Annotated in this window: 17 protein-coding genes and 1 riboswitch; of the genes, 9 read left to right on the forward strand and 8 right to left on the reverse strand. The window is 73.1% G+C overall.

Features of this window, described 5'->3' with window-relative positions:
- The first annotated feature begins 118 nt into the window (after window positions 1-118).
- Complete coding sequence (locus OG937_19140) at window positions 119-1489, forward strand: SWIM zinc finger family protein (GenBank protein ID WUD73647.1); 1371 nt, start codon at window positions 119-121, stop codon at window positions 1487-1489.
- A gap of 53 nt (window positions 1490-1542) precedes the next feature.
- A complete protein-coding gene (locus OG937_19145) occupies window positions 1543-3084 on the forward strand; it encodes a DUF5691 domain-containing protein (protein ID WUD73648.1) in 1542 nt (513 codons plus the stop codon).
- Window positions 3085-3157: 73 nt separating this feature from the next.
- On the opposite strand, the gene OG937_19150 is transcribed toward OG937_19145, so the two are convergent.
- On the reverse strand, window positions 3158-3571 hold the full coding sequence (locus OG937_19150) for a cobalamin B12-binding domain-containing protein (protein WUD73649.1): 414 nt from the start codon (window positions 3569-3571) through the stop codon (window positions 3158-3160).
- 241 nt (window positions 3572-3812) lie between these two features.
- Here OG937_19150 and OG937_19155 point away from each other — a divergent pair, with 241 nt between their 5' ends.
- Together OG937_19155 and OG937_19160 are read left to right on the forward strand one after the other, a co-directional pair.
- Window positions 3813-4631: an alpha/beta fold hydrolase gene (locus OG937_19155; GenBank protein WUD73650.1), complete on the forward strand. Its 819-nt coding sequence runs from the start codon at window positions 3813-3815 to the stop codon at window positions 4629-4631.
- A 141-nt stretch (window positions 4632-4772) separates the two neighbouring features.
- A complete protein-coding gene (locus OG937_19160; protein WUD73651.1) occupies window positions 4773-6137 on the forward strand; it encodes a M23 family metallopeptidase in 1365 nt (454 codons plus the stop codon).
- A gap of 91 nt (window positions 6138-6228) precedes the next feature.
- Here OG937_19160 and pcrA read toward each other — a convergent pair whose 3' ends face one another.
- Entirely contained in the window at window positions 6229-8664 is a 2436-nt protein-coding gene (gene pcrA, locus OG937_19165) for a DNA helicase PcrA (GenBank protein WUD73652.1), read from the reverse strand.
- Between the two features lie 232 nt (window positions 8665-8896).
- Window positions 8897-9055: riboswitch (cyclic di-AMP (ydaO/yuaA leader) on the forward strand.
- Window positions 9056-9062: 7 nt separating this feature from the next.
- On the opposite strand from pcrA, the gene OG937_19170 reads away from it, so the two are divergent.
- Window positions 9063-10175 carry an NlpC/P60 family protein gene (locus OG937_19170; protein ID WUD73653.1) on the forward strand — a complete coding sequence of 371 codons (1113 nt, stop codon included), beginning with the start codon at window positions 9063-9065 and terminating at the stop codon, window positions 10173-10175.
- 31 nt (window positions 10176-10206) lie between these two features.
- Here the strand turns inward: OG937_19170 and OG937_19175 are convergent, their stop codons facing one another.
- Window positions 10207-10560 carry a hypothetical protein gene (locus OG937_19175; protein ID WUD73654.1) on the reverse strand — a complete coding sequence of 118 codons (354 nt, stop codon included), beginning with the start codon at window positions 10558-10560 and terminating at the stop codon, window positions 10207-10209.
- A gap of 339 nt (window positions 10561-10899) precedes the next feature.
- Here OG937_19175 and OG937_19180 point away from each other — a divergent pair, with 339 nt between their 5' ends.
- A complete protein-coding gene (locus OG937_19180; protein ID WUD73655.1) occupies window positions 10900-11967 on the forward strand; it encodes an NlpC/P60 family protein in 1068 nt (355 codons plus the stop codon).
- 18 nt (window positions 11968-11985) lie between these two features.
- Here the strand turns inward: OG937_19180 and OG937_19185 are convergent, their stop codons facing one another.
- Both OG937_19185 and OG937_19190 read right to left on the reverse strand, forming a co-directional pair.
- Entirely contained in the window at window positions 11986-12657 is a 672-nt protein-coding gene (locus tag OG937_19185) for a response regulator transcription factor (protein WUD73656.1), read from the reverse strand.
- A complete protein-coding gene (locus OG937_19190) occupies window positions 12654-13955 on the reverse strand; it encodes a PspC domain-containing protein (GenBank protein WUD73657.1) in 1302 nt (433 codons plus the stop codon). Before OG937_19190 ends, OG937_19185 begins: the two co-directional genes overlap by 4 nt.
- Before the next feature lie 109 nt (window positions 13956-14064).
- Between OG937_19190 and OG937_19195 the strand changes: the two genes are divergently transcribed.
- Both OG937_19195 and OG937_19200 read left to right on the forward strand, forming a co-directional pair.
- Window positions 14065-15318, forward strand: a complete 1254-nt coding sequence (locus OG937_19195) for a PspC domain-containing protein (protein ID WUD73658.1) — start codon at window positions 14065-14067, stop codon at window positions 15316-15318.
- Window positions 15315-15578 carry a hypothetical protein gene (locus OG937_19200; protein ID WUD73659.1) on the forward strand — a complete coding sequence of 88 codons (264 nt, stop codon included), beginning with the start codon at window positions 15315-15317 and terminating at the stop codon, window positions 15576-15578. Before OG937_19195 ends, OG937_19200 begins: the two co-directional genes overlap by 4 nt.
- On the opposite strand, the gene OG937_19205 is transcribed toward OG937_19200, so the two are convergent.
- The 3 genes from OG937_19205 to guaA form a co-directional block, all read right to left on the reverse strand.
- Entirely contained in the window at window positions 15516-16034 is a 519-nt protein-coding gene (locus OG937_19205) for a DoxX family membrane protein (protein WUD73660.1), read from the reverse strand. The genes OG937_19200 and OG937_19205 overlap by 63 nt on opposite strands.
- A 119-nt stretch (window positions 16035-16153) precedes the next feature.
- Entirely contained in the window at window positions 16154-16945 is a 792-nt protein-coding gene (locus OG937_19210; protein ID WUD73661.1) for a class II aldolase/adducin family protein, read from the reverse strand.
- 89 nt (window positions 16946-17034) lie between these two features.
- Window positions 17035-18618, reverse strand: a complete 1584-nt coding sequence (gene guaA / locus OG937_19215; GenBank protein ID WUD73662.1) for a glutamine-hydrolyzing GMP synthase — start codon at window positions 18616-18618, stop codon at window positions 17035-17037.
- A 279-nt stretch (window positions 18619-18897) separates the two neighbouring features.
- On the opposite strand from guaA, the gene OG937_19220 reads away from it, so the two are divergent.
- A complete protein-coding gene (locus OG937_19220; protein WUD73663.1) occupies window positions 18898-19200 on the forward strand; it encodes a chorismate mutase in 303 nt (100 codons plus the stop codon).
- Window positions 19201-19340: the final 140 nt, after the last annotated feature.

Below are 19340 nucleotides of genomic sequence, written 5' to 3' on the forward strand. Positions count from 1 at the left end.
AGCCCCCCGCGGGGCGTCCGCGTTCCCACCTTCGCGCACCCCACTGACAATCCCGTCCCCCCGTCAGGAACCCGCAGCTCAGGGCGGTTTGTCAGTGCCTGCCCGTAGCGTCGTGGCCATGGACGGGATGGACGGACAGCGGGCGGAGCGGTGGACCGCCGACCAGGTCCTGGCACTCGCGCCCGACGCGTCGTCGCGCAAGGCCGGGACGGCGCTGGCGACGGCCGCCCGCTGGTCCGGGACGGGGTCCTCGGGCACGGCGGTGTGGGGGTTGTGCGCGGGCAGCGGCGGCACGCCGTACCAGGCGGTGGTCGACACGGCGGGGCCCGCCTTCAGGTGCGGCTGCCCCAGCCGCAAGTTCCCGTGCAAGCACGCGCTCGCGCTGCTCCTGCTGTGGGCGGGGGGCGAGGTCGGACCGGCCGCACACGGGGGCGGCCGGCCCGACTGGGTCACCGAGTGGCTGGACGCGCGCCGCGCGCGCGAGGAGCGGACGTCCCCGGGCGGGCGCGGCACGTCCGGCGGCGGTGACCCGGAGGCGGCGCGCAGACGGGCCGAGCGCCGGGCGGGGCGGGTGGCCGCCGGCGCCACGGAGCTGGAGCGACGGCTGGCGGATCTGCTGCGGGACGGCCTGGCGGGAGCGGACCGCGAGGGGTACCGGCGGTGGGACGAGACGGCGGCGCGCATGGTGGACGCCCAGGCCCCCGGGCTCGCCTCGCGGGTGCGCGAGCTGGGCGCGCTGGCGGGGTCGGGGGGCGACTGGCCGTCACGGCTGCTGGAGGAGACGGCGCTGCTGCATCTGCTGGCCCGGGGCTGTCTGCGGCAGGACGCGCTGCCCGCGCCGCTGGCGGCCACCGTCCGGTCCCGGGTCGGCTTCACGGTGGACTCGGCGGAGCTCCTGGCGGGACCGACGGTGCGGGACCGCTGGCTGGTCCTGGCACGGCACGACACCGCCGACGACCGTCTCACCACCCGCAGGACCTGGCTGCACGGCGAGGCCACCGCCCGTACCGCGCTGCTGCTGTCCTTCGGGGCCGCGGGCCGGGCGCCGGAGCCGGCACTGCCGGTCGGCCTCGGCCTCGACGCGGAGCTGGCCTTCCACCCGGGGGCCCGTCAGCTGCGGGCGGTGCTCGGGCCGCGGCACGACACGCCGCTGCCCGGCCGTGTGCCGCCGGGCGTGCCGGTCGCCGCGGCACTCGGCGCCTACGGGGAGGCCCTGGCCGACGACCCGTGGCTGGACGCCTGGCCGGTCGTGCTCGCCGGCGTCGTGCCGATACCGGGCGGAACGGGCTGGCAGGTGGCGGACGGGGACGGGAGCGACGCCGTCCCGGTCACGGCGGGCGGCGCCGGTGCCGGAGCGGGTCTGTGGCGCCTCGCGGCGGTCTCCGGCGGCCACCCGGTGACGGTGTTCGGCGAGCTCGGCCACCAGGGCTTCCGGCCGTTCACGGCCTGGGGCGGCGCGGGCGCGGAGCCGGTGCCGCTGACGGTGTGATCCCGGCGGGCTCCCGCGGGCGGCCGCACGGAGGAGACGACGAAGGAGGACCGATGACGACGACCTGGGCCGACCTGGTCGGCACCGCGCTCCTCGGCACCGACCGCAGGGGCAGCACACCCGAGGAGCTGCTGGACTCCGCCGCGCTCGCCGTCGTACGGCGCCGCGCCGGAGCGCGGCCGGCGACGGCGGGGGCGCGGCCGGCCACGACGCCCCACGACCCGCGGCCGCCGCTGCCCGAGGCGGCACGACGGCGCCTGTCCCTGCTGCTGGCGGACCGCTCGGTCGGGGGCGGCGGGGGCAGCCGGCGTGGCGCCGCCCCCAACCTCGCCGAGCTGCTGCCCCAGTGGCTCGCCGTGGCCAACGCCCGCGGCTGGGCGGCCCCGCCGGAGCTGCTGCCCGCGCTGCTGGACGCCGCCCGCGCACGCACCGACCTGCGGCCGGACGCCCTGGCGCTGGCGGGACCGCGCGGGTTGTGGCTGGCGGAGCTGAACTCCGACTGGCGGTTCGCGCTGCGCGCCGGGGCGCCGGGCGTCGTACCGGACACCGGTGACCCGGGCGCCGTGCGGACGCTGTGGGAGGAGGGGCTGTTCGCCGAACGGGTGGCCTTGCTGTCCCGGCTGCGGGCCCGCGACCCGCGGCAGGCGCTGGAGCTGCTGCGCTCGGGATGGGCCGCGGAGCGCGCCGAGGACCGGCTGATGTTCCTGGACTCGCTCCGCGAGGGCCTGTCGCCGCAGGACGAGCCGTTCCTGGAGCAGGCCCTCACCGACCGCAGCCGCAATGTGCGGGCCACCGCCGCGGAGCTGCTGTCGGCGCTCCCCGGCTCCGCCCTCGCCGCCCGGATGGCCGCACGGGCCAGGACGTGCGTCGCGTGGGATCCGGGGGGTGGCCGAATCGGGGCGGAGGCGCCGTACGAGTGCGACGCGGCCATGGAACGCGACGGCGTGGTGGCGATACCGCCCGCCGGGCGCGGGGAGCGGGCGTGGTGGTTCGGCCAGGTGGTGGACGCGGCGCCGCTCGTCACGTGGCGGGAGCGGTTCGGCGGCCGGACGCCGGAGGAGATCATCGCGCTGCCGGTCGCGGACGACTGGCAGGCGGATCTGCACGCGGCGTGGTGCCGGGCCGCGGTGCGCCAGGGGGACGCGGCCTGGGCACGCGCCCTGCTGGGCCCCACCCCGGCGCCCGCGACGGCGGTCAGTCCCGTCGGGGACCCGGCGAAGCTGCTGTCGATCCTCCCGGCCCCGGAGCGGGCGGAGTGGGTGGCCCGCTTCATCGCGGCGCACGGCTTGTCGGAGGCGTTCCAGATGCTCGCGGTATGCGCCGTGCCCTGGGCCGAGCCGCTGGGGGCGGCGGCGGTGGACGCGCTGGACATCGCGCGGGACGCGGGCAGCTACCCGTGGAGCTTCAGCGGGGTCATGGGCCTGGCCGAACGCTGCATGGACCCCGCGGAGGCCGACCGGGCGGCCCCGCTGGCCGCGGTGCCGGCCGAGTCCGCCGACACCTCACCGGGCGCCGGGGCGTACTGGGCGGAGGCCTTCCAGCGACTGGTCGGCACCTTGCGCCTGCGGGCCGCGATGCTGGCGGAGCTCGCCTGAACGGGCGACCGGAGCGGGCGACCGGGAGCGGGCGGCGGTCCGGGCGAAAGGCCCGCACCGCCGCCCGTGACGATCAGGCTTCGGCCGGATGGCGGATGTTGTCGTTCACCCAGGTGACGACGTCGCCGGTCGACGTGCCCGGGGTGAAGATCGCGGCCACGCCCAGTTCCTGCAGCGGGGCGATGTCGTCCTCGGGGATGATCCCGCCGCCGAACACCTTGATGTCCTCCGCGTCACGCTCCCGGAGCAGCTCGATCACCTTGGCGAACAGCGTCATGTGGGCTCCGGAGAGGATGGACAGCCCGACGGCGTCGGCGTCCTCCTGGATCGCGGTGTCCACGATCTGCTCGGGCGTCTGGTGGAGACCGGTGTAGATGACCTCCATGCCGGCGTCCCGCAGCGCTCGCGCGATGACCTTGGCCCCGCGGTCGTGGCCGTCCAGGCCCGGCTTGGCGACCACCACACGGATCGGTCCGGACACTCCCATCGCTGCCTCCATACACGATTGCTGCGCTCAGCGGGCACATGTGTGAACGAACGTTATCGCCAGCATCCCCCGTGCGGACAGTTTCACGAAGGGCCCCGAGGGGGAAATCACACATGGGACACGTTCACGTTAGAAACGCGTTCGGCCCGTGGCCGTCCTTCGTTCAGCAGGCGACACGGGCCGTCGCGTTCTCGGCGCACGGGGGACAGGGCCGTCTCCGTGTGCCCACGGGAGGTAGGCCATGGGCGTCCTGTCTTTCGGTGTCGGAGACCGCTTGGTACGCCAGGCGGCCTACGTACGAGCCGCGGCGATCGAGATCGCCATCCTGACCGGTCATGTTTTCCTCTACCCGACCGGTATCTTCCAGGAGCGCGGGCCACAGTTGGCGGCCGGCGACTCCGAGGCGCCGCCACGCCTCCCCACCGCGGGCCGGAGCCATCCCCCGGTGCTCCTGCTGCACGGCTTCGTGGACAACCGTTCGGTGTTCGCGATGCTCCGCCGGTCGCTGCGACGGCACGGCTGGCCGCATGTGCAGGCGCTCAACTACTCGCCGCTGACCTGTGACATCCGTACGGCGGCCGCCCTCCTCGGACGCCACGTCGAACAGATCTGCGAGCAGACGGGGCACCGCCAGGTGGACATCGTGGGCCACAGCCTCGGTGGGCTCATCGCCCGCTACTACGCCCAGCGCCTGGGCGGCGACACGCGGGTGCGCACCGTGGTCACCCTGGGCACCCCGCACGCCGGGACCCGCGCCGCGCCGCTACTGAACCCGCATCCGATCGTCCGCCAGATGCGGCCCAACTCCGACCTCATCGAGGAACTGGCCAAGCCGGCGACCGGGTGCCGTACCCGTTTCGTGGCGTTCTGGAGTGATCTGGACGAGCTGATGAGCCCGGTCGAGGCCGCCCGGCTCGATCACCCGGACCTCATCGCCCGCAACGTCCACGTCGCGGGGGTCGGACATCTGACCATGCCGGTCCACGCGGCCATCGCCGCCGGCATCCGGCAGGCACTGCTGGGCGAGGAACTGGCGTCGGGGGCCGTGGACGCCGCCTGACGGCCTTGCCCCCATAAGCATCGAAAGGCCATCGAACACAAGGCATCGGGGATACCCGAATCCCGCCGAAGATTGTGGGCGTCGCCCGCTGGGGGATACAGTCGCCGCTAATTCTCCTGCTGCCGAGGCGAAAGAGAAGCGGTGAACGACCGTCATCCGGCGGGGTACGCCCCCGAGTACAGCGGCTATGGGTACGAGGGGCATTCCGACGCCTCCTACGCGCCCGTGGGCGCCGCTCACGCGGATGACGATCCACTCTTCGGCTCCTGCCAGGGCTACCCCGCCTACGACACGGGGTCCTACGCCACCGTCTCGTACGACACCACCGCGACCGGCTACTGGCCCTCGGGGCAGGCCGCCGGCACCGCCGCCTACGGCGACCACGCGGGCACGGCCACCGGCACCTGGTACCCGGACGCCACACAGGCGCAGCCGGCGGCGGCCTACGACTACGCGCAGTACGAGCACACGGCCGTCCACGCCGCCTACGAGGAGCCCGAGGCCGCCCACGCCCACGCTCCCGAGGCCGCTCACGCCCACGCTCCCGAGCCCGCCGCCTACGAGCAGCCGGACCGGTACGGGACCGAGGCGTACGCCCAGGAGCACTACGAGGCCGAGCACTACGAGGCCGACCGGTACGAGCCTGAGTCGTACGAGGCCGAGCCCTACGAGCCCGACGCCCACGACACCGCCGAGGACGACGCGGAGCCGGACCCGGAGCACGGCGCCGAGGACGGCGCCGCCCCGGCCCCCCTGCCGCGCCCGCGCAGCGGGAACGGCGTCGGGAGCCGCCGGCGCCGCCCGGCCCGGCGCTCCGCCCTGCTCACCGTCGCCGTCCCCTCCGTGGCGGTGATGGGCGTCGCCTGCGCGGCCGCCGTCACCGTCAACACCGACGACCCCGACAGCAGCCGCACCCAGGCCGACGGCGTGCCCGAGGCGGCCAACGCCCCGACCACGAAGCTCGACCAGCAGCTCGCCGGGGTCAACCGGGACGTCGACGACTTCACCGACCGGGCCAGCCGTAACCAGGAGCGCATCGACCTCAAGGAGCGCCAGGCGCTGGAGCGCGCGAAGAAGGCGGCGGAGGCGGCCCTCAAGGAGCAGCTGCGCCCCAAGTTCCTGCTCCCGGTCAAGCAGCACGGCCTGAGCGCCTACTTCGGGCAGGCGGGCGTGAACTGGATGTCGGTCCACACCGGCATCGACTTCCCGGTGGACTACGGCACCCCGGTGATGGCCGCGACCGACGGCGTCGTGCGCACCCAGTGGAACAGCGCTTACGGCAACATGGCGATAGTGACCGCCCCCGACGGCACCGAGACCTGGTACTGCCACCTGAGCAGCACCAAGATCCGCTCGGGCTCGGTCAAGGCCGGCGAGGTCATCGCCTACTCCGGCAATTCGGGCAACTCCACCGGGCCGCACCTCCACTTCGAGGTGCGTCCCGCGGGCGGCGCGGCCATCGACCCGCTGCAGTGGCTGCTGAAGCACGGGATCGACCCGCGCTGAGCCCGGGCCCCGCCGGAGCGGGACCAGGGCCGGGACCAGGGTCGGAACCGGGACCGGACGAGGGCCGGGCGAGGACCCCTCCTGAAGCCGGCTAGAGCTTCTCCACCGGCGCGTACCGCAGCAGCAGCACCTTCGGCCGCTCGTCGCCGAAGTCGATGGTGGCCTTGGCCTTCTCCCCGCTGCCGTCGACCGCGACGACCGTGCCCAGCCCGAAGGTGTCGTGCGTGACCCGGTCACCGACCGCCAGCGAGATGACCGGGCGGTCCTGGGTGCGCCGCGTCGCGAATCCGGAGGGCCCGCTCTTCGACGGGGAACGCGACAGCATCGAGGCCGCCGCCGACACCGAGGCGGAGGGTGCCGCGGAGGCGCCCGTGCGCTTCCACTCGATGAGCGGCTCCGGGATCTCCTCCAGGAAGCGCGAGGGCGGGTTGTACGAGGGCTGGCCCCAGGCGCTGCGCATGGTCGACCGCGTCACGTACAGCCGCTGCCGCGCCCGCGTGATGCCGACGTAGGCGAGCCGCCGCTCCTCCTCCAGTTCCTTGGTCTGGCCGAGCGCGCGCATGTGCGGGAAGACCCCGTCCTCCATGCCGGTCAGGAAGACCACCGGGAACTCCAGGCCCTTGGCGGTGTGCAGGGTCATCAGCGTTATGACGCCGCCGCCCTCGTCGTCGTCCGGGATCTGGTCGGAGTCGGCGACCAGCGCGACCCGCTCCAGGAACTCCGCGAGCGTGCCGGGCTCCTCCTCGGTGCGCTCCTGCTCGAACTCCAGTGCCACCGCCGCGAGTTCCTGGAGGTTCTCGATGCGGGTCTCGTCCTGCGGGTCGGTGGAGGCCTGCAGCTCGGCCAGGTAGCCCGTGCGCTCCAGCACGGCCTCCAGGACGGTGGCGGGGCCGGCGCCCGAGTCGACGACGGTGCGCAGCTCCTCCAGGAGCTCGTTGAAGCGCTTGACGGCGTTGACCGAGCGCGACGCCATGCCGAAGGCCTCGTCGACCCGGCGCAGCGCGGCGGCGAAGGAGATCCGCTCGCGTGACGCCAGGGCGTCGACCATGGCCTCGGCGCGCTCCCCGATGCCGCGCTTGGGCACGTTGAGGATGCGGCGCAGCGGGACGGTGTCCTCGGGGTTGGCGAGCACGCGCAGGTAGGCCAGGACGTCCCGGACCTCCTTGCGCTCGTAGAAGCGGACCCCGCCGACGACCTTGTAGGGCAGGCCGACGCGGATGAAGACCTCTTCGAAGACACGGGACTGCGCGTTGGTGCGGTAGAAGACCGCGACCTCGCCGGGGCGGGCGTCGCCGGCGTCGGTGAGCCGGTCGATCTCGTCGGCGATGAACTGCGCCTCGTCGTGCTCCTGGTCGGCGACGTAGCCGGTGATGATGGGGCCCTGGCCGGCCTCCGTCCACAGGTTCTTGGGGCGGCGGGAGGCGTTGCGCTCGATGACGGCGTTGGCGGCGGTCAGGATGTTCTGGGTGGAGCGGTAGTTCTGCTCCAGCAGGATCGTGCGGGCCTGCGGGTAGTCCTCCTCGAACTGGAGGATGTTGCGGATCGTGGCGCCGCGGAAGGCGTAGATGCTCTGGTCGGCGTCACCGACCACGCACAGCTCGGCGGGCCCCTCGCCGCCCTCCTCCGCGTCACCGGTCCCGACCAGCTCGCGCACCAGGGTGTACTGGGCGTGGTTGGTGTCCTGGTACTCGTCGACCAGGACGTGCCGGAACCGGCGCCGGTAGTGCTCGGCGACGTCCGGGAAGGCCTGGAGCAGGTTGACCGTGGTCATGATGATGTCGTCGAAGTCGAGCGCGTTGGCCTCGCGCAGCCGCGACTGGTACATCGCGTAGGCCTCGGCGAGCTTCTTCTCGAAGGGGTTCTCGGCCTGGTCGGCGAAGGTCTCCTCGTCGATGAGCTCGTTCTTGAGGTTGGAGACCTTGGCGCTGAAGGACTTCGGCGGGAACTGCTTGGGGTCCAGGTCCAGGTCGCGGCAGACCAGGGCCATCAGCCGCTTGGAGTCGGCCGCGTCGTAGATCGAGAAGCTGGAGGTGAAGCCGAGCCTCTTGGACTCCCGGCGCAGGATGCGGACGCACGCGCTGTGGAAGGTGGAGACCCACATCACATTGGCGCGCGGGCCGACCAGCTGCTCGACGCGCTCCTTCATCTCGCCGGCGGCCTTGTTGGTGAAGGTGATCGCCAGGATCTGGCCGGGGTGCACCTTGCGGGCACCCAGCAGGTACGCGATGCGGTGGGTGAGCACCCGGGTCTTGCCTGAGCCGGCGCCGGCGACGATGAGCAGCGGGGAGCCGGTGTGCTCGACGGCGGCACGCTGCTGCTCGTTGAGCCCCTCCAGCAGCGCGGTCGGGTCGACGACCGGGCGGGGGGCGCCGTCCCGGTAGTACGCGTCCCGGTCGACGGGCGCGTCGAAGCGCCCCTCGAAGAGGTCGTCGGGAGCCGTGTCGGGCTCGTCCTCGGGAGGCGGCGGGGGCTCCTCCTCCCTCGGTTCGAGGCCGGCCAGGAAGCTGTCGTCAAAGAGGCTGCTCATCGCCTCCCGAGTCTAGGCCGTGGGACGGACAGCGGTGCGCCGCTTGCCCGAGCCCGAGCCCGCGTCCGCACCCTCCGCGGCACGGCCCGTCGCCGCCCGCGGCGGCCCCGCATGGCGAAGGTCACGAAATGATTGCGGACAATTCGAACACCAGGGTTCCCACGGACCCCCGCAGTTGACTACCGTGCCGCATCAGGCGGTCCGCTCCATGCGGCGGCGACCGTGCCGTCACGGGCCGCCTCCGCTGAGTCCGGCGACCGCCGGAGCCGGGGACCCACGACCTTGGGGTGAATCGGTCCGTACGAGCGCAGCGCGCCCGCACGGCCCGTAGGGCGGCCTTCCGAAGCCCGAACCCGACAGCTAACCCGGTAGGCGGTCCACGGAAGGAGCCGCCTGACTTGGCGACGCACCGCAAGCCGCGCCCGCGCGCGCTGACCGTCCCCGGCCCCCGGGCCGCGGTGGGGCTCACGACCGCCGCACTGGCGACCGTCACCCTCTTCGGCGAGAGCGCGAGCGCGGCGCCCGCCTCACCCGACAAGCCCTCCATCACCGAGGTCAAGGCCCAGGTCGACAAGCTCCACCACCAGGCCGAAGCCGCCACCGAGCGCTACAACGGCGCCAAGGAGCAGACCGAGCAGCAGCGGGCGCGCGCCGACGCGCTGCTGGACCAGGTGGCCCGCAGGACCGAGACGCTCAACTCCGCCCGCCGCACCATCGGCGAGTACGCCGCGGCGCAGTACCGGGGCGGCGGCCTGGACGGGACGACGAGCTTCCTGCTCACCTCCGACCCGCAGCAGTTCCTGGACCAGGCGCACCTGATGGACCGCCTGTCCGACCGCCAGGAGCACGCGCTGGAGACCTTCCGCTCCGAGCAGGCCGAGACGACGGCCAAGCGCGCCGAGGCCGTCGAGAGCCTGCAGAAGCTGACCGACGCGCAGCGGCGGCTGAACGCGGAGAAGACCACGGTCAAGCAGAAGCTCGCCGCGGCGCAGAAGCTGCTGAACAGCCTCACCGCCCAGGAGAAGGCGCGGCTGGCGGCGCTGGAGAAGAAGCGGCAGGAGGAGGCCGCCGCGAAGGCCGCGGAGATCGCCGCCAAGGAGAAGGCCGCGCAGGAGGCGGCCGGGGAGTCGGGCTCGACGGCCCCGGTGTCCGGCACCTACGCCGCCAAGGCGGCCAAGGCGATCGAGTTCGCGCGCGCCCAGCTGGGCAAGCCGTACGTGTACGGGGCCACCGGCCCCAACTCCTACGACTGCTCGGGCCTGACCCAGGCCGCCTGGGGCGCCGCGGGCGTCTCGATCCCCCGCGTCACCTACGACCAGGTCGACTTCGGCAGCCGCGTCACCGCCGACCAGCTGCAACCCGGCGACCTGGTCTTCTTCTACTCGGACGTCACCCACGTCGGCCTCTACATCGGCGGCGGCCGGATGATCCACGCCCCCCACACCGGGACCGTGGTGAAGATCGCCCCGATCACGGAGATGCCGATCTACGGCTACGCCCGGATGGCCTGAGCCCCCGCCCGCCCCGTCCCCCCGGCCGGGCTCAGGTCCACAGCACCGCGATGAAGATGTTGGCGGTGGTCAGCGCACCCACGGTGCCGAAGGCCGCCGCCGGCACCTTCTCCTCGTCCCGCTTGACGTAGACCAGGCCGAGGATCACCACCAGGATCGCCAGCTTCACGCCGATCTTGATGTTGTTGACCGGTTGGTCGTCGGCCTGGTTGAGGCCGACCAGCAGCGCGCCCGTGACCAGCATGGTCAGCGCGCCGTGCAGCATGCCCGGCACGAACCGGGCCTCGCCGCGGCCCATGGCCTTCATCTGGGTGAGGAAGCCGCCCAGCAGCGCGGCGATGCCGATGATGTGCAGGCCGACGATCAGGTTGATGAGTACGTCCATGGCTCAGGACCCTAGTCAGGCTCATAGCAGCACTCGGCACCGAGGTCGCCCTCTTCCGTCATATCGGTCACGGCCGGACCGCAAGTGACCAGGTCACCCGTCGAACAGCGGTCATCCGCGGGCAGTCCGCGGCCGAATCGGACCAGTCCCGCACAGTCCGGAGCCCGCTCACGACGTCCAGGTTTAGCGTCCTGCCCCAGGTGGCCGATCCCCACTGCCGCGAGGACCCCGTCCCCGGCACGGCCGCCCCCGCCGAAGGTCCGGCGGTGGACGGCTCCCCGTCCGCCCGCCGCCGGACCGCAGGGGGGCGTACGGACAGCCCGGAAGGAGTGACGGCGCGTGGCGTCGCACAGAAGGCCCAAGGAACGCGGCCTGGCAGGCACGACCGCGCGCACCGCAGCCGGTCTGGCCCTGGCGGGCGCGGCCTCCGTGACGCTGTTCGGGGAGGCCGGGCACGCCGAACCCCGGCTGACCACGGACGAGGCCAGGGCCCGGGTGGACCGGCTGTACGAGGAGGCGGAGCAGGCCACCGAGCGGTACAACGGAGCGAAGGAGAAGGCGGACACGGCCACCGGGCGGATCGAGCGCCTCCAGGACGAACTCGCCCGCAGGACCGAGCGGCTCAACGTCACCCGCGACGGCCTCGGCTCCCTCGCCACCGCCCAGTACCGCAGCGGCGGCATCGACCCCGCCGTCCAGCTGGCCCTCGCCTCCTCCCCCGGCGACTACCTGGAGCGCGCCGGGATGCTGGACCGGATGAGCAGCCGCCAGAACGCCGCGCTGCGCGCCCTGTCGGCCCAGCGGCGGGGCATCGAGCAGCTGCGCACCGAGACCGAGGGCGAGCTGGCGGAACTGCGCGGCACCCGCGCCGAACTCGCCCGCCACAAGCACACCGTGGAACGGCGCCTGGCCTCCGCGCGGCAGCTGCTCGGCCGTCTCACCGCCGCCCAGCGCGCCGAGGTGCTGTCCTACGGGGGCCACGGTTCCGCCGACCCGGCCCGCGCCGGCCGCGGCGCCACCGGCTCCCGCGCCGGGCTGGCGCCCGCGGCCGCCCCCAACGCACGCGCCGCCCGTGCCGTCTCCTTCGCCTACGACTCCCTCGGCCTGCCCTACGTCTGGGGCGCCACCGGGCCCTCGGCGTACGACTGCTCGGGCTTCACGCAGGCCGCGTGGCGGTCGGCCGGGGTCTCCCTGCCGCGCACGACGTACACCCAGATCAACGCGGGCACCCGGATCTCCCGCTCCCAACTGGAGCCCGGCGACCTGGTGTTCTTCTACTCGGGGATCAGCCACGTCGGCCTCTACGTGGGCAACGGCATGATGATCCACGCCCCCCGCACCGGTGACGTCGTCAAACTCGCCCCGGTCGACCAGATGCCCTTCGCGGGCGCCGCGCGTCCGGCGTGACGCCCGCGCCGCGGGCCCTCAGACCAGCCGGCGCGCGGTCGCCCAGCGGGTGAGTTCGTGCCGGTTGCTGAGCTGCAGCTTGCGCAGCACCGCCGAGACGTGCGACTCGACCGTCTTCACCGAGATGTAGAGCTGCTTGGCGACTTCCTTGTACGCGTAGCCGCGCGCGATCAGCCGCAGCACCTCGCGCTCGCGCTGGGTCAGCCGGTCCAGGTCCTCGTCGACCGGCGGGGCGTCGGTGGAGGCGAAGGCGTCCAGGACGAAGCCGGCCAGCCGGGGTGAGAAGACGGCGTCGCCGTCGGCGACCCGGAAGACCGAACTGACCAGGTCGGGGCCGGTGATGGTCTTGGTGACGTAGCCGCGGGCGCCGCCGCGGATCACCCCGATGACGTCCTCGGCGGCGTCGGAGACCGACAACGCCAGGAAGCGCACGGGGTGTTCGGCGTCGGTCATGAGACCGGCGCAGCGCTTGAGGACCTCGACCCCGCCGCCGCCCGGCAGGTGGACGTCGAGCAGGACGACGCCTGGCCGCGTCGCGGTGATCACGGAGACCGCCTGGTCCACGTCGGCGGCCTCGCCGACCACGTCGACCCCGGTCCGCTCGGTCTCGCCGATCTCGGCCTGCACCCCGGTGCGGAACATCCGGTGGTCGTCGACGAGGACGACCCTCACGCGTCGTTCCGTGCTCATGACGACCTCCCTGGTCCCTGGGCCCTGTCCATCTCCAGCTCCACTTCCGTCCCCCCGCCCGGCGCGGAGCGCAGCCGCGCCTCGCCGCCGTTGCGCCGCATCCGGCCGATGATGGACTCCCGGACGCCCATCCTGTCCGACGGTACGTCGTCGAGGTCGAAGCCGGGTCCGCGGTCGCGGACCGACACGAAGACCCTGCTCTCCTCGACCTCCGCGTACACCTGCACGGGTTCGTCCCCACCGTACTTGGCGGCGTTGACCATGGCCTCGCGGGCCGCCTGCATCTGCGCCACCAGGCGTTCGTCGAGCGGGCAGTCGCCGACGCACACCACTTCGACGGGGACGCCGTGGGCGTCCTCCACCTCGGCCGCGGCACGGCGCACCGCCTCGGCGAGGGTGGCCGGCTCGTCCTCCTTGCCGTTGCCCTCGGGCCGGTAGAGCCAGGCCCGCAGCTCCCGTTCCTGCGCGCGGGCCAGCCGTGCGACCTCCCGCGGGTCCTCGGCGTGCCGCTGGATGAGGGTCAGGGTGTGCAGCACGGAGTCGTGGACGTGTGCGGCGACCTCGGCCCGCTCCTGCGCGCGGATGCGGGCCAGCCGCTCGGCCGACAGGTCCTGGGTCATGCGCACGAGGTACGGTCCGGCGATCAGCGCCACGCCGACCAGGACGGCGAGCGCGGCCTGGAGGATGGTGCCCAGGTGGCTGACGGAGCCCTGCACGACGAGGAAACCGGTCACGCCCACGCCGACGAGGATCACCCCGGCGGCGCCGCGCGCGAACGGCAGCAGCCTCCTGCGGCGGCTCAGCTCGGCCCAGCGGGCCCGGCGGGCGTTGTCGGCCTGCCGCCACACCAGGGCGACGCCGAGCCCGATCAGCAGCAGCGGCCAGACGTAGGCGTTGGCCCTGCCGAGGTTGAGGTTGTCCAGCAGGATGCCGAGGCCGATGGCGAGTGCGATGAGCGCGACGATCTGGCCCCGGTCGGGCCTGCGTCCGGCGAGCCAGGAGCGGGCGTCGCGCGGCTCCTTGGCCTCGACCACCCCGCCGACGCCGAGCGGCACCACGAACCAGAAGACCGCGTACAGCAGGATGCCCAGGCCCTGGATGGTGGCGAGGACGACGAAGACGACGCGCACCCAGGCCACGGGCAGTCCGAGGTGTCCGGCCAGCCCCCGGGCGACACCGCCGATCATCCGGCCCTCGGAGCTGCGGTAGAGCTTGCGGACCGGGGATCCGGCCGGGTCCGGCGGCGCGAAGTACGACGCCCCGTTGGGTGGGCTGGTCGGTGGTCCGGCGGCTGGCATGTCCCGATCGTCACACGTTTCGCGCACGGTGGGTATCAGGGTTGGCCCCCATGCGGGGTCAGGGTCGTTCCGGATACCGGCACACGTCCCGGCCCGCCACCATGGAGCCATGACGGAGCAGCACACGGAGACGGAGGCGGCCGGGGCACCGCCGGGCCGGCGGCTGGCGCGCTGCCGCGAACGGAAGGTGGTCGCCGGCGTCTGCGAGGGCGCGGGACGGTACTTCGACATCGACCCGGTGGTCTTCCGGATCGTGCTCGGCGTGCTGGCGCTCACCGGCGGCCTCGGGCTGGTGGCCTACGGCCTGGCGTGGCTGCTCGTCCCGCTGGAGGGGGAGACCGAGAGCGAGGCGCACCGGCTGCTGTCCGGCCGGGTGGAGGGGACCGCGCTGACGGCGGTGCTGGTCGCGCTGGTCGGCTGCGGGCTGTTCCTGTCGATGCTGGGCAGCGGCGGGAACCTGGCCTTCTCGCTGGGACTGCTGGCGGCGTTCGCCGGTGCCGTGTACTGGTCGGTGCACCGGCGCCAGGCGACCGAGGCGCCCGCGCAGCCGGTCGCGCCACCGCCGACCCAGCCGCCGCCGCAGCCCGCCACGGCCGCGTGGTGGAAGGAGACCTCGGTCGAGGACGCGCCCCCGGTGCCGGGGCCGGGCGGCTACCTGTGGGGGCCGGACGACGGCCCCGCGGACGTGGAGCGCGACCGCCGCGAGTGGCGGGACCGGCGCCGGGCGGTGCGGCGCGAGGGCGCCTGGCTGGGCGTGCTCGTGTTCTTCGCGGCGACGGCGGCGGCCGCGGCCGGCCTGGCCGCGTCCTGGTCGTCCCAGCCGCTGGCCACCGGCGTGCAGATCGGCCTCGGTTCGGCGCTGGCCGTCTTCGGCCTGGGCTTCGTGGTGAGCACCTGGTGGGGGCGGCTCGGCGGCGGCACCGTCTTCGCGGTGCTGCTGACCGCCGCGCTGCTGGTGGGCTCCACGACGCTGCCCCGGTCGGTCGGCACCGACTGGAAGCAGCGCACCTGGACGCCCACCACGCTCTCGGCGGTGCAGGACTCGTACGAGCTGGGCACGGGCCGGGCGACGCTGGACCTGTCCAAGCTCCAGCCGGGCGGGCGCACCGTCACGACGCGGGCCGAGGTCGGGGCGGGACAGCTGGTGGTCAGGATCCCGGAGGACGTCACGCTGCGGATGCACGTCCAGGTGGGCGTGGGCGACGTGCAGTTGCCCGGCGAGAAGGAGAAGGACATCGACGTCCAGCCCGGGCTGGACCGGAAGGTGACCCTGGACCCGGTGGACGGCCGGAAGTCCGCGGGCACGGTGGAACTCGACGTGGAAGTCGGCGTCGGACAGGTGAAGGTGGTGCAGTTCCCGTGAGACGGCATCGGTTCGCGCCCTCGGCGCTCCTGACCGGCCTGGTCCTGCTGGGACTGGCCGCGGTGTTCCTGCTCGACGCCGCCGGCGAGGTGTCGCTGTCCCCGCACGCCGCGGTGCCCCTGACCTGCGCGGGTCTGGGGCTCGCGGCGCTCGGCGCGGTCACCTCCCGGATGCTCCGGGGGCGGAGCGCCCGGAGCTCAGGCCAGGCCGCGCCGTCCCCGGCCGCGGCGTCCGGCGATCATCGCGTCGACGGACAGTAGCGGGGCGCCGGCGAGGACCAGCGGCAGCCAGGCCATCAGGTAGGCCAGGTCGTTGCCGTAGTAGTACGGCTGCGTGGACCAGCTCATCGTGAGCCACAGGCTCAGCGAGATCAGCGCGCCGCCGAGGGCCGCGATCCGGCTGAGCAGGCCGAGCAGCGTGCCGATGCCGACGGCGATCTCACCGAAGGCGATGGCGTAGCCGAAGCCGTGCGGGTTCTCCAGGGCCAGGTCGATCATGGCCGGGATGGCGGCGGTGCCGCGGACCCCGTTGAGGGTGCCGACGAGCGAGCCCGGGGCGCCGTCGGTGAAGAAGGTGTCGGACAGCAGTTTGTCGAAGCCGGCGTAGACGAAGGTCACGCCGAGGAAGATGCGCAGCGGCAGCAGGGCGTAACGCCGTGCCGTGTCCCGCCACGGTCCCTGACTGGGGTACCGCTCCGTGTCTCTCGTTCCGCTCATGCCCGTTATGCCCGTCACGCTCATGACGTCCGCCCTCTCGCACACACCTGCCGTGGACCCCCTCCCGGACCGATTCTCCAGGAGCGCCCTAGGAGATACGTAGGCGAAGCGGCCGTCGTTCAATCAAAAAGCTCTGGATTATCGCGGGCTATCCGCTCATAGGTGGGCTGGTAGTTGATCCAGGCGACCAGATCGTGTCCCAGTTGCTCACGCGTGGCGATCGCGTCCTCGTGCGCGATCCACACCGGCTTGCCCGCCGCCTTCGCGCTCAGCTGCACCTGGCAGGACTTCTCCATCGTCATGAACCACCACGCCGCCGCGTCCACGGTCTCGCCGACCGTCAGGAGCCCGTGGTTGCGCAGCACGACCGCCTTGTGCGCCCCCAGGACCACCGCGATGCGCCGCGCCTGCGCCTCGTCCACGACGACCCCGGTGTAGGCGTCGAACAGGGCGTGGTCCTCGTAGAAGGCGCAGGCGTCCTGGGTGATCGGCTCCAGCCGCTCCCCCAGCGCGGCCAGCGCCCGGCCGTAGGTGGAATGGCTGTGGACGACGGCCGTCGCGTCGGGCCGTGCGGTGTGCACATGGGCGTGGATGGTGAAGGCCGCCTGGTTGACGTGGTGCCGGCCCTCGACGACGGCGCCGTACTGGTTGACCAGGATCAGCTCGCCCACGGCGAGGTGCCGGAACGGCACCCCGAAGGGGTTCACCCAGTAGTGGTCCGGCAGATCCGGATCGCGCACGGTGATGTGCCCCGACACCCCGTCCTCGAACCCCAGCTCCGCGAACGCCCGCAGCGCCACCACCAGCCGCTCCTTGCGGTGGCGGCGTTCCTCCGCCGGGTCCTCGAAGGTGGGCGGGAGGGCGAAATGCAGCCGATCGGGGGGTACGGGCTGCGGCACGGTGTCGGTCATGGCGCGGAAGTTACCCCGAGGTACCGCAGATGAACAGGGGCGATACCAGGTTTCCCCGGTATCGCCCCAAGCCTGCCCCACGTCGGGGGCTACTCCCACTCGATGGTGCCCGGGGGCTTGCTGGTGACGTCCAGCACGACGCGGTTGACGTCGGCCACCTCGTTGGTGATCCGGGTGGAGATCCGGGCCAGCACCTCGTACGGCAGCCGCGACCAGTCCGCGGTCATGGCGTCCTCGCTGGAGACCGGGCGCAGCACGATGGGGTGACCGTAGGTGCGGCCGTCGCCCTGCACGCCCACCGAGCGGACGTCGGCGAGGAGGACCACCGGGCACTGCCAGATGTCGCGGTCGAGACCGGCGGCGGTCAGCTCCTCGCGGGCGATCGCGTCGGCGTCGCGCAGCAGGTCCAGGCGCTCCTTGGTGACCTCGCCGACGATGCGGATGCCCAGGCCCGGGCCCGGGAAGGGCTGGCGCTGGACGATCTCCTCGGGCAGGCCGAGCTCCTGGCCGACCATGCGGACCTCGTCCTTGAACAGCTTGCGCAGCGGCTCGACGAGCTGGAACTGCAGGTCCTCGGGGAGGCCGCCCACGTTGTGGTGGGACTTGATGTTGGCGGTGCCGGTGCCGCCGCCGGACTCCACGACGTCCGGGTAGAGGGTGCCCTGGACCAGGAACTCCACCGACTCGCCGTGCGCGCCGGCCTCGGCGACGATCTCGCTCGCGGCCTGCTCGAAGACCCGGATGAACTCCCGGCCGATGATCTTGCGCTTCTCCTCGGGGTCGGAGACCCCGGCGAGCGCGGTCAGGAAGCGCTCCTGCGCGTCGACGACCTTCAACTGCACGCCGGTGGCCGCCACGAAGTCCTTCTCGACCTGCTCGGACTCGCCCTTGCGCATCAGGCCGTGGTCCACGTAGACGCAGGTCAGCTTCTCCCCGATGGCCTTGTTGACCAGGGCCGCGGCGACCGCGGAGTCCACGCCGCCGGAGAGGCCGCAGATGGCGCGCTTGTCGCCGACCTGGGCGCGGATCGCGGCCACCTGCTCCTCGACCACGTTGTGCGTGGTCCAGTCGGGGGCGATGCCCGCGCCGCGGTAGAGGAAGTGCTCGAGCACCTGCTGGCCGTGGTCGGAGTGCAGGACCTCGGGGTGGTACTGGACGCCGTAGAGCTTCTTCTCGTCGTTCTCGAACGCGGCCACCGGCACCAGGTCGGTGGAAGCGGAGACGATGAAGCCCTCGGGGGCGGCGGAACAGGTGTCGCCGTGCGACATCCACACCGACTGCTCGGCCGGGGTGCCCTCGAAGAGCGTGGAGCCGGTCTTGCCGACGTGCAGCGGGGTACGGCCGTACTCGCGCGACCCGGTGTTGTCGACGGTGCCGCCGAGGGTGATCGCCATCAACTGGAAGCCGTAGCACATGCCGAAGACCGGGACGCCCGCCTCGAACAGGGCGCGGTCCAGGCGCGGGGCGTGCTCGGCGTACACGGACGACGGGCCGCCCGACAGGATGATCGCCGCGGGCCGCTTGGCCAGCATCTCCTCGACCGGCATCGTGCTCGGCACGATCTCGCTGTAGACCCGGGCCTCGCGGACGCGGCGGGCGATGAGCTGGGCGTACTGCGCCCCGAAGTCAACGACGAGGACGGTGTCGGGGGCGGCTGGGGTCGCTGATGCCACGGTGGGCCTTCCGGCGGTGTCGAACGTGGGGTCCCCACCGAGTCTACCGGGGCCCACAGCTTTACTTCCCCGGCCCGAGGGCGCACACTGTGCCGCATGCTCCACGGCACGCGCTTCGCGTTTACCTATGGCACCGGCTGGTCCGGCTGCCATGGTCGTGCTGTCTGAGCGAGGAAACGCAACCAGACGTCACCAGGCGCCCCGGGCCACACGGCCCGGGGCGCCTGGCGTTTCCCGTCCCGTGCGGCCCGGGGGCCCGGCCCCCGAGGAGGAACCCCCATGAGCGGCACCCCGGCAGCACAGCGGACGACCGGCCCCGCCAACGCCCCCGCCACCGACCCCGCCGCCGTCATCGCGGACGCCCGCGAGCGCATCGACGAGCTCGACGCGAGGATCATCGCGCTGGTGGGGGAACGCATGACGGTCTCGGCCGGCATCCAGCGCGCCCGCATCGAGTCCGGCGGCCGCCGGGTGCACCTCTCCCGCGAGATGGACATCCTGCGCCGCTACAGCGACCGGCTCGGCAAGCCCGGCACCACCCTCGCCATGACCCTGCTGGAACTGTGCCGCGGACGGGTCTGAAACCCCCGTGGCACCGGCCCTGTGACCCGTTCGGGGGGCATCACCCGTACGGCACGTGACCGCCTACGGACGCCTTCGTTGAATCCGGTGTCCGTGCCAGCCAGGCGCGGTCACCCCGGGCCAGGGAAGCAAGGACGTCG

This window comes from Streptomyces sp. NBC_00510, assembly GCA_036013505.1.
In the GTDB taxonomy this organism is placed as follows: domain Bacteria; phylum Actinomycetota; class Actinomycetes; order Streptomycetales; family Streptomycetaceae; genus Actinacidiphila.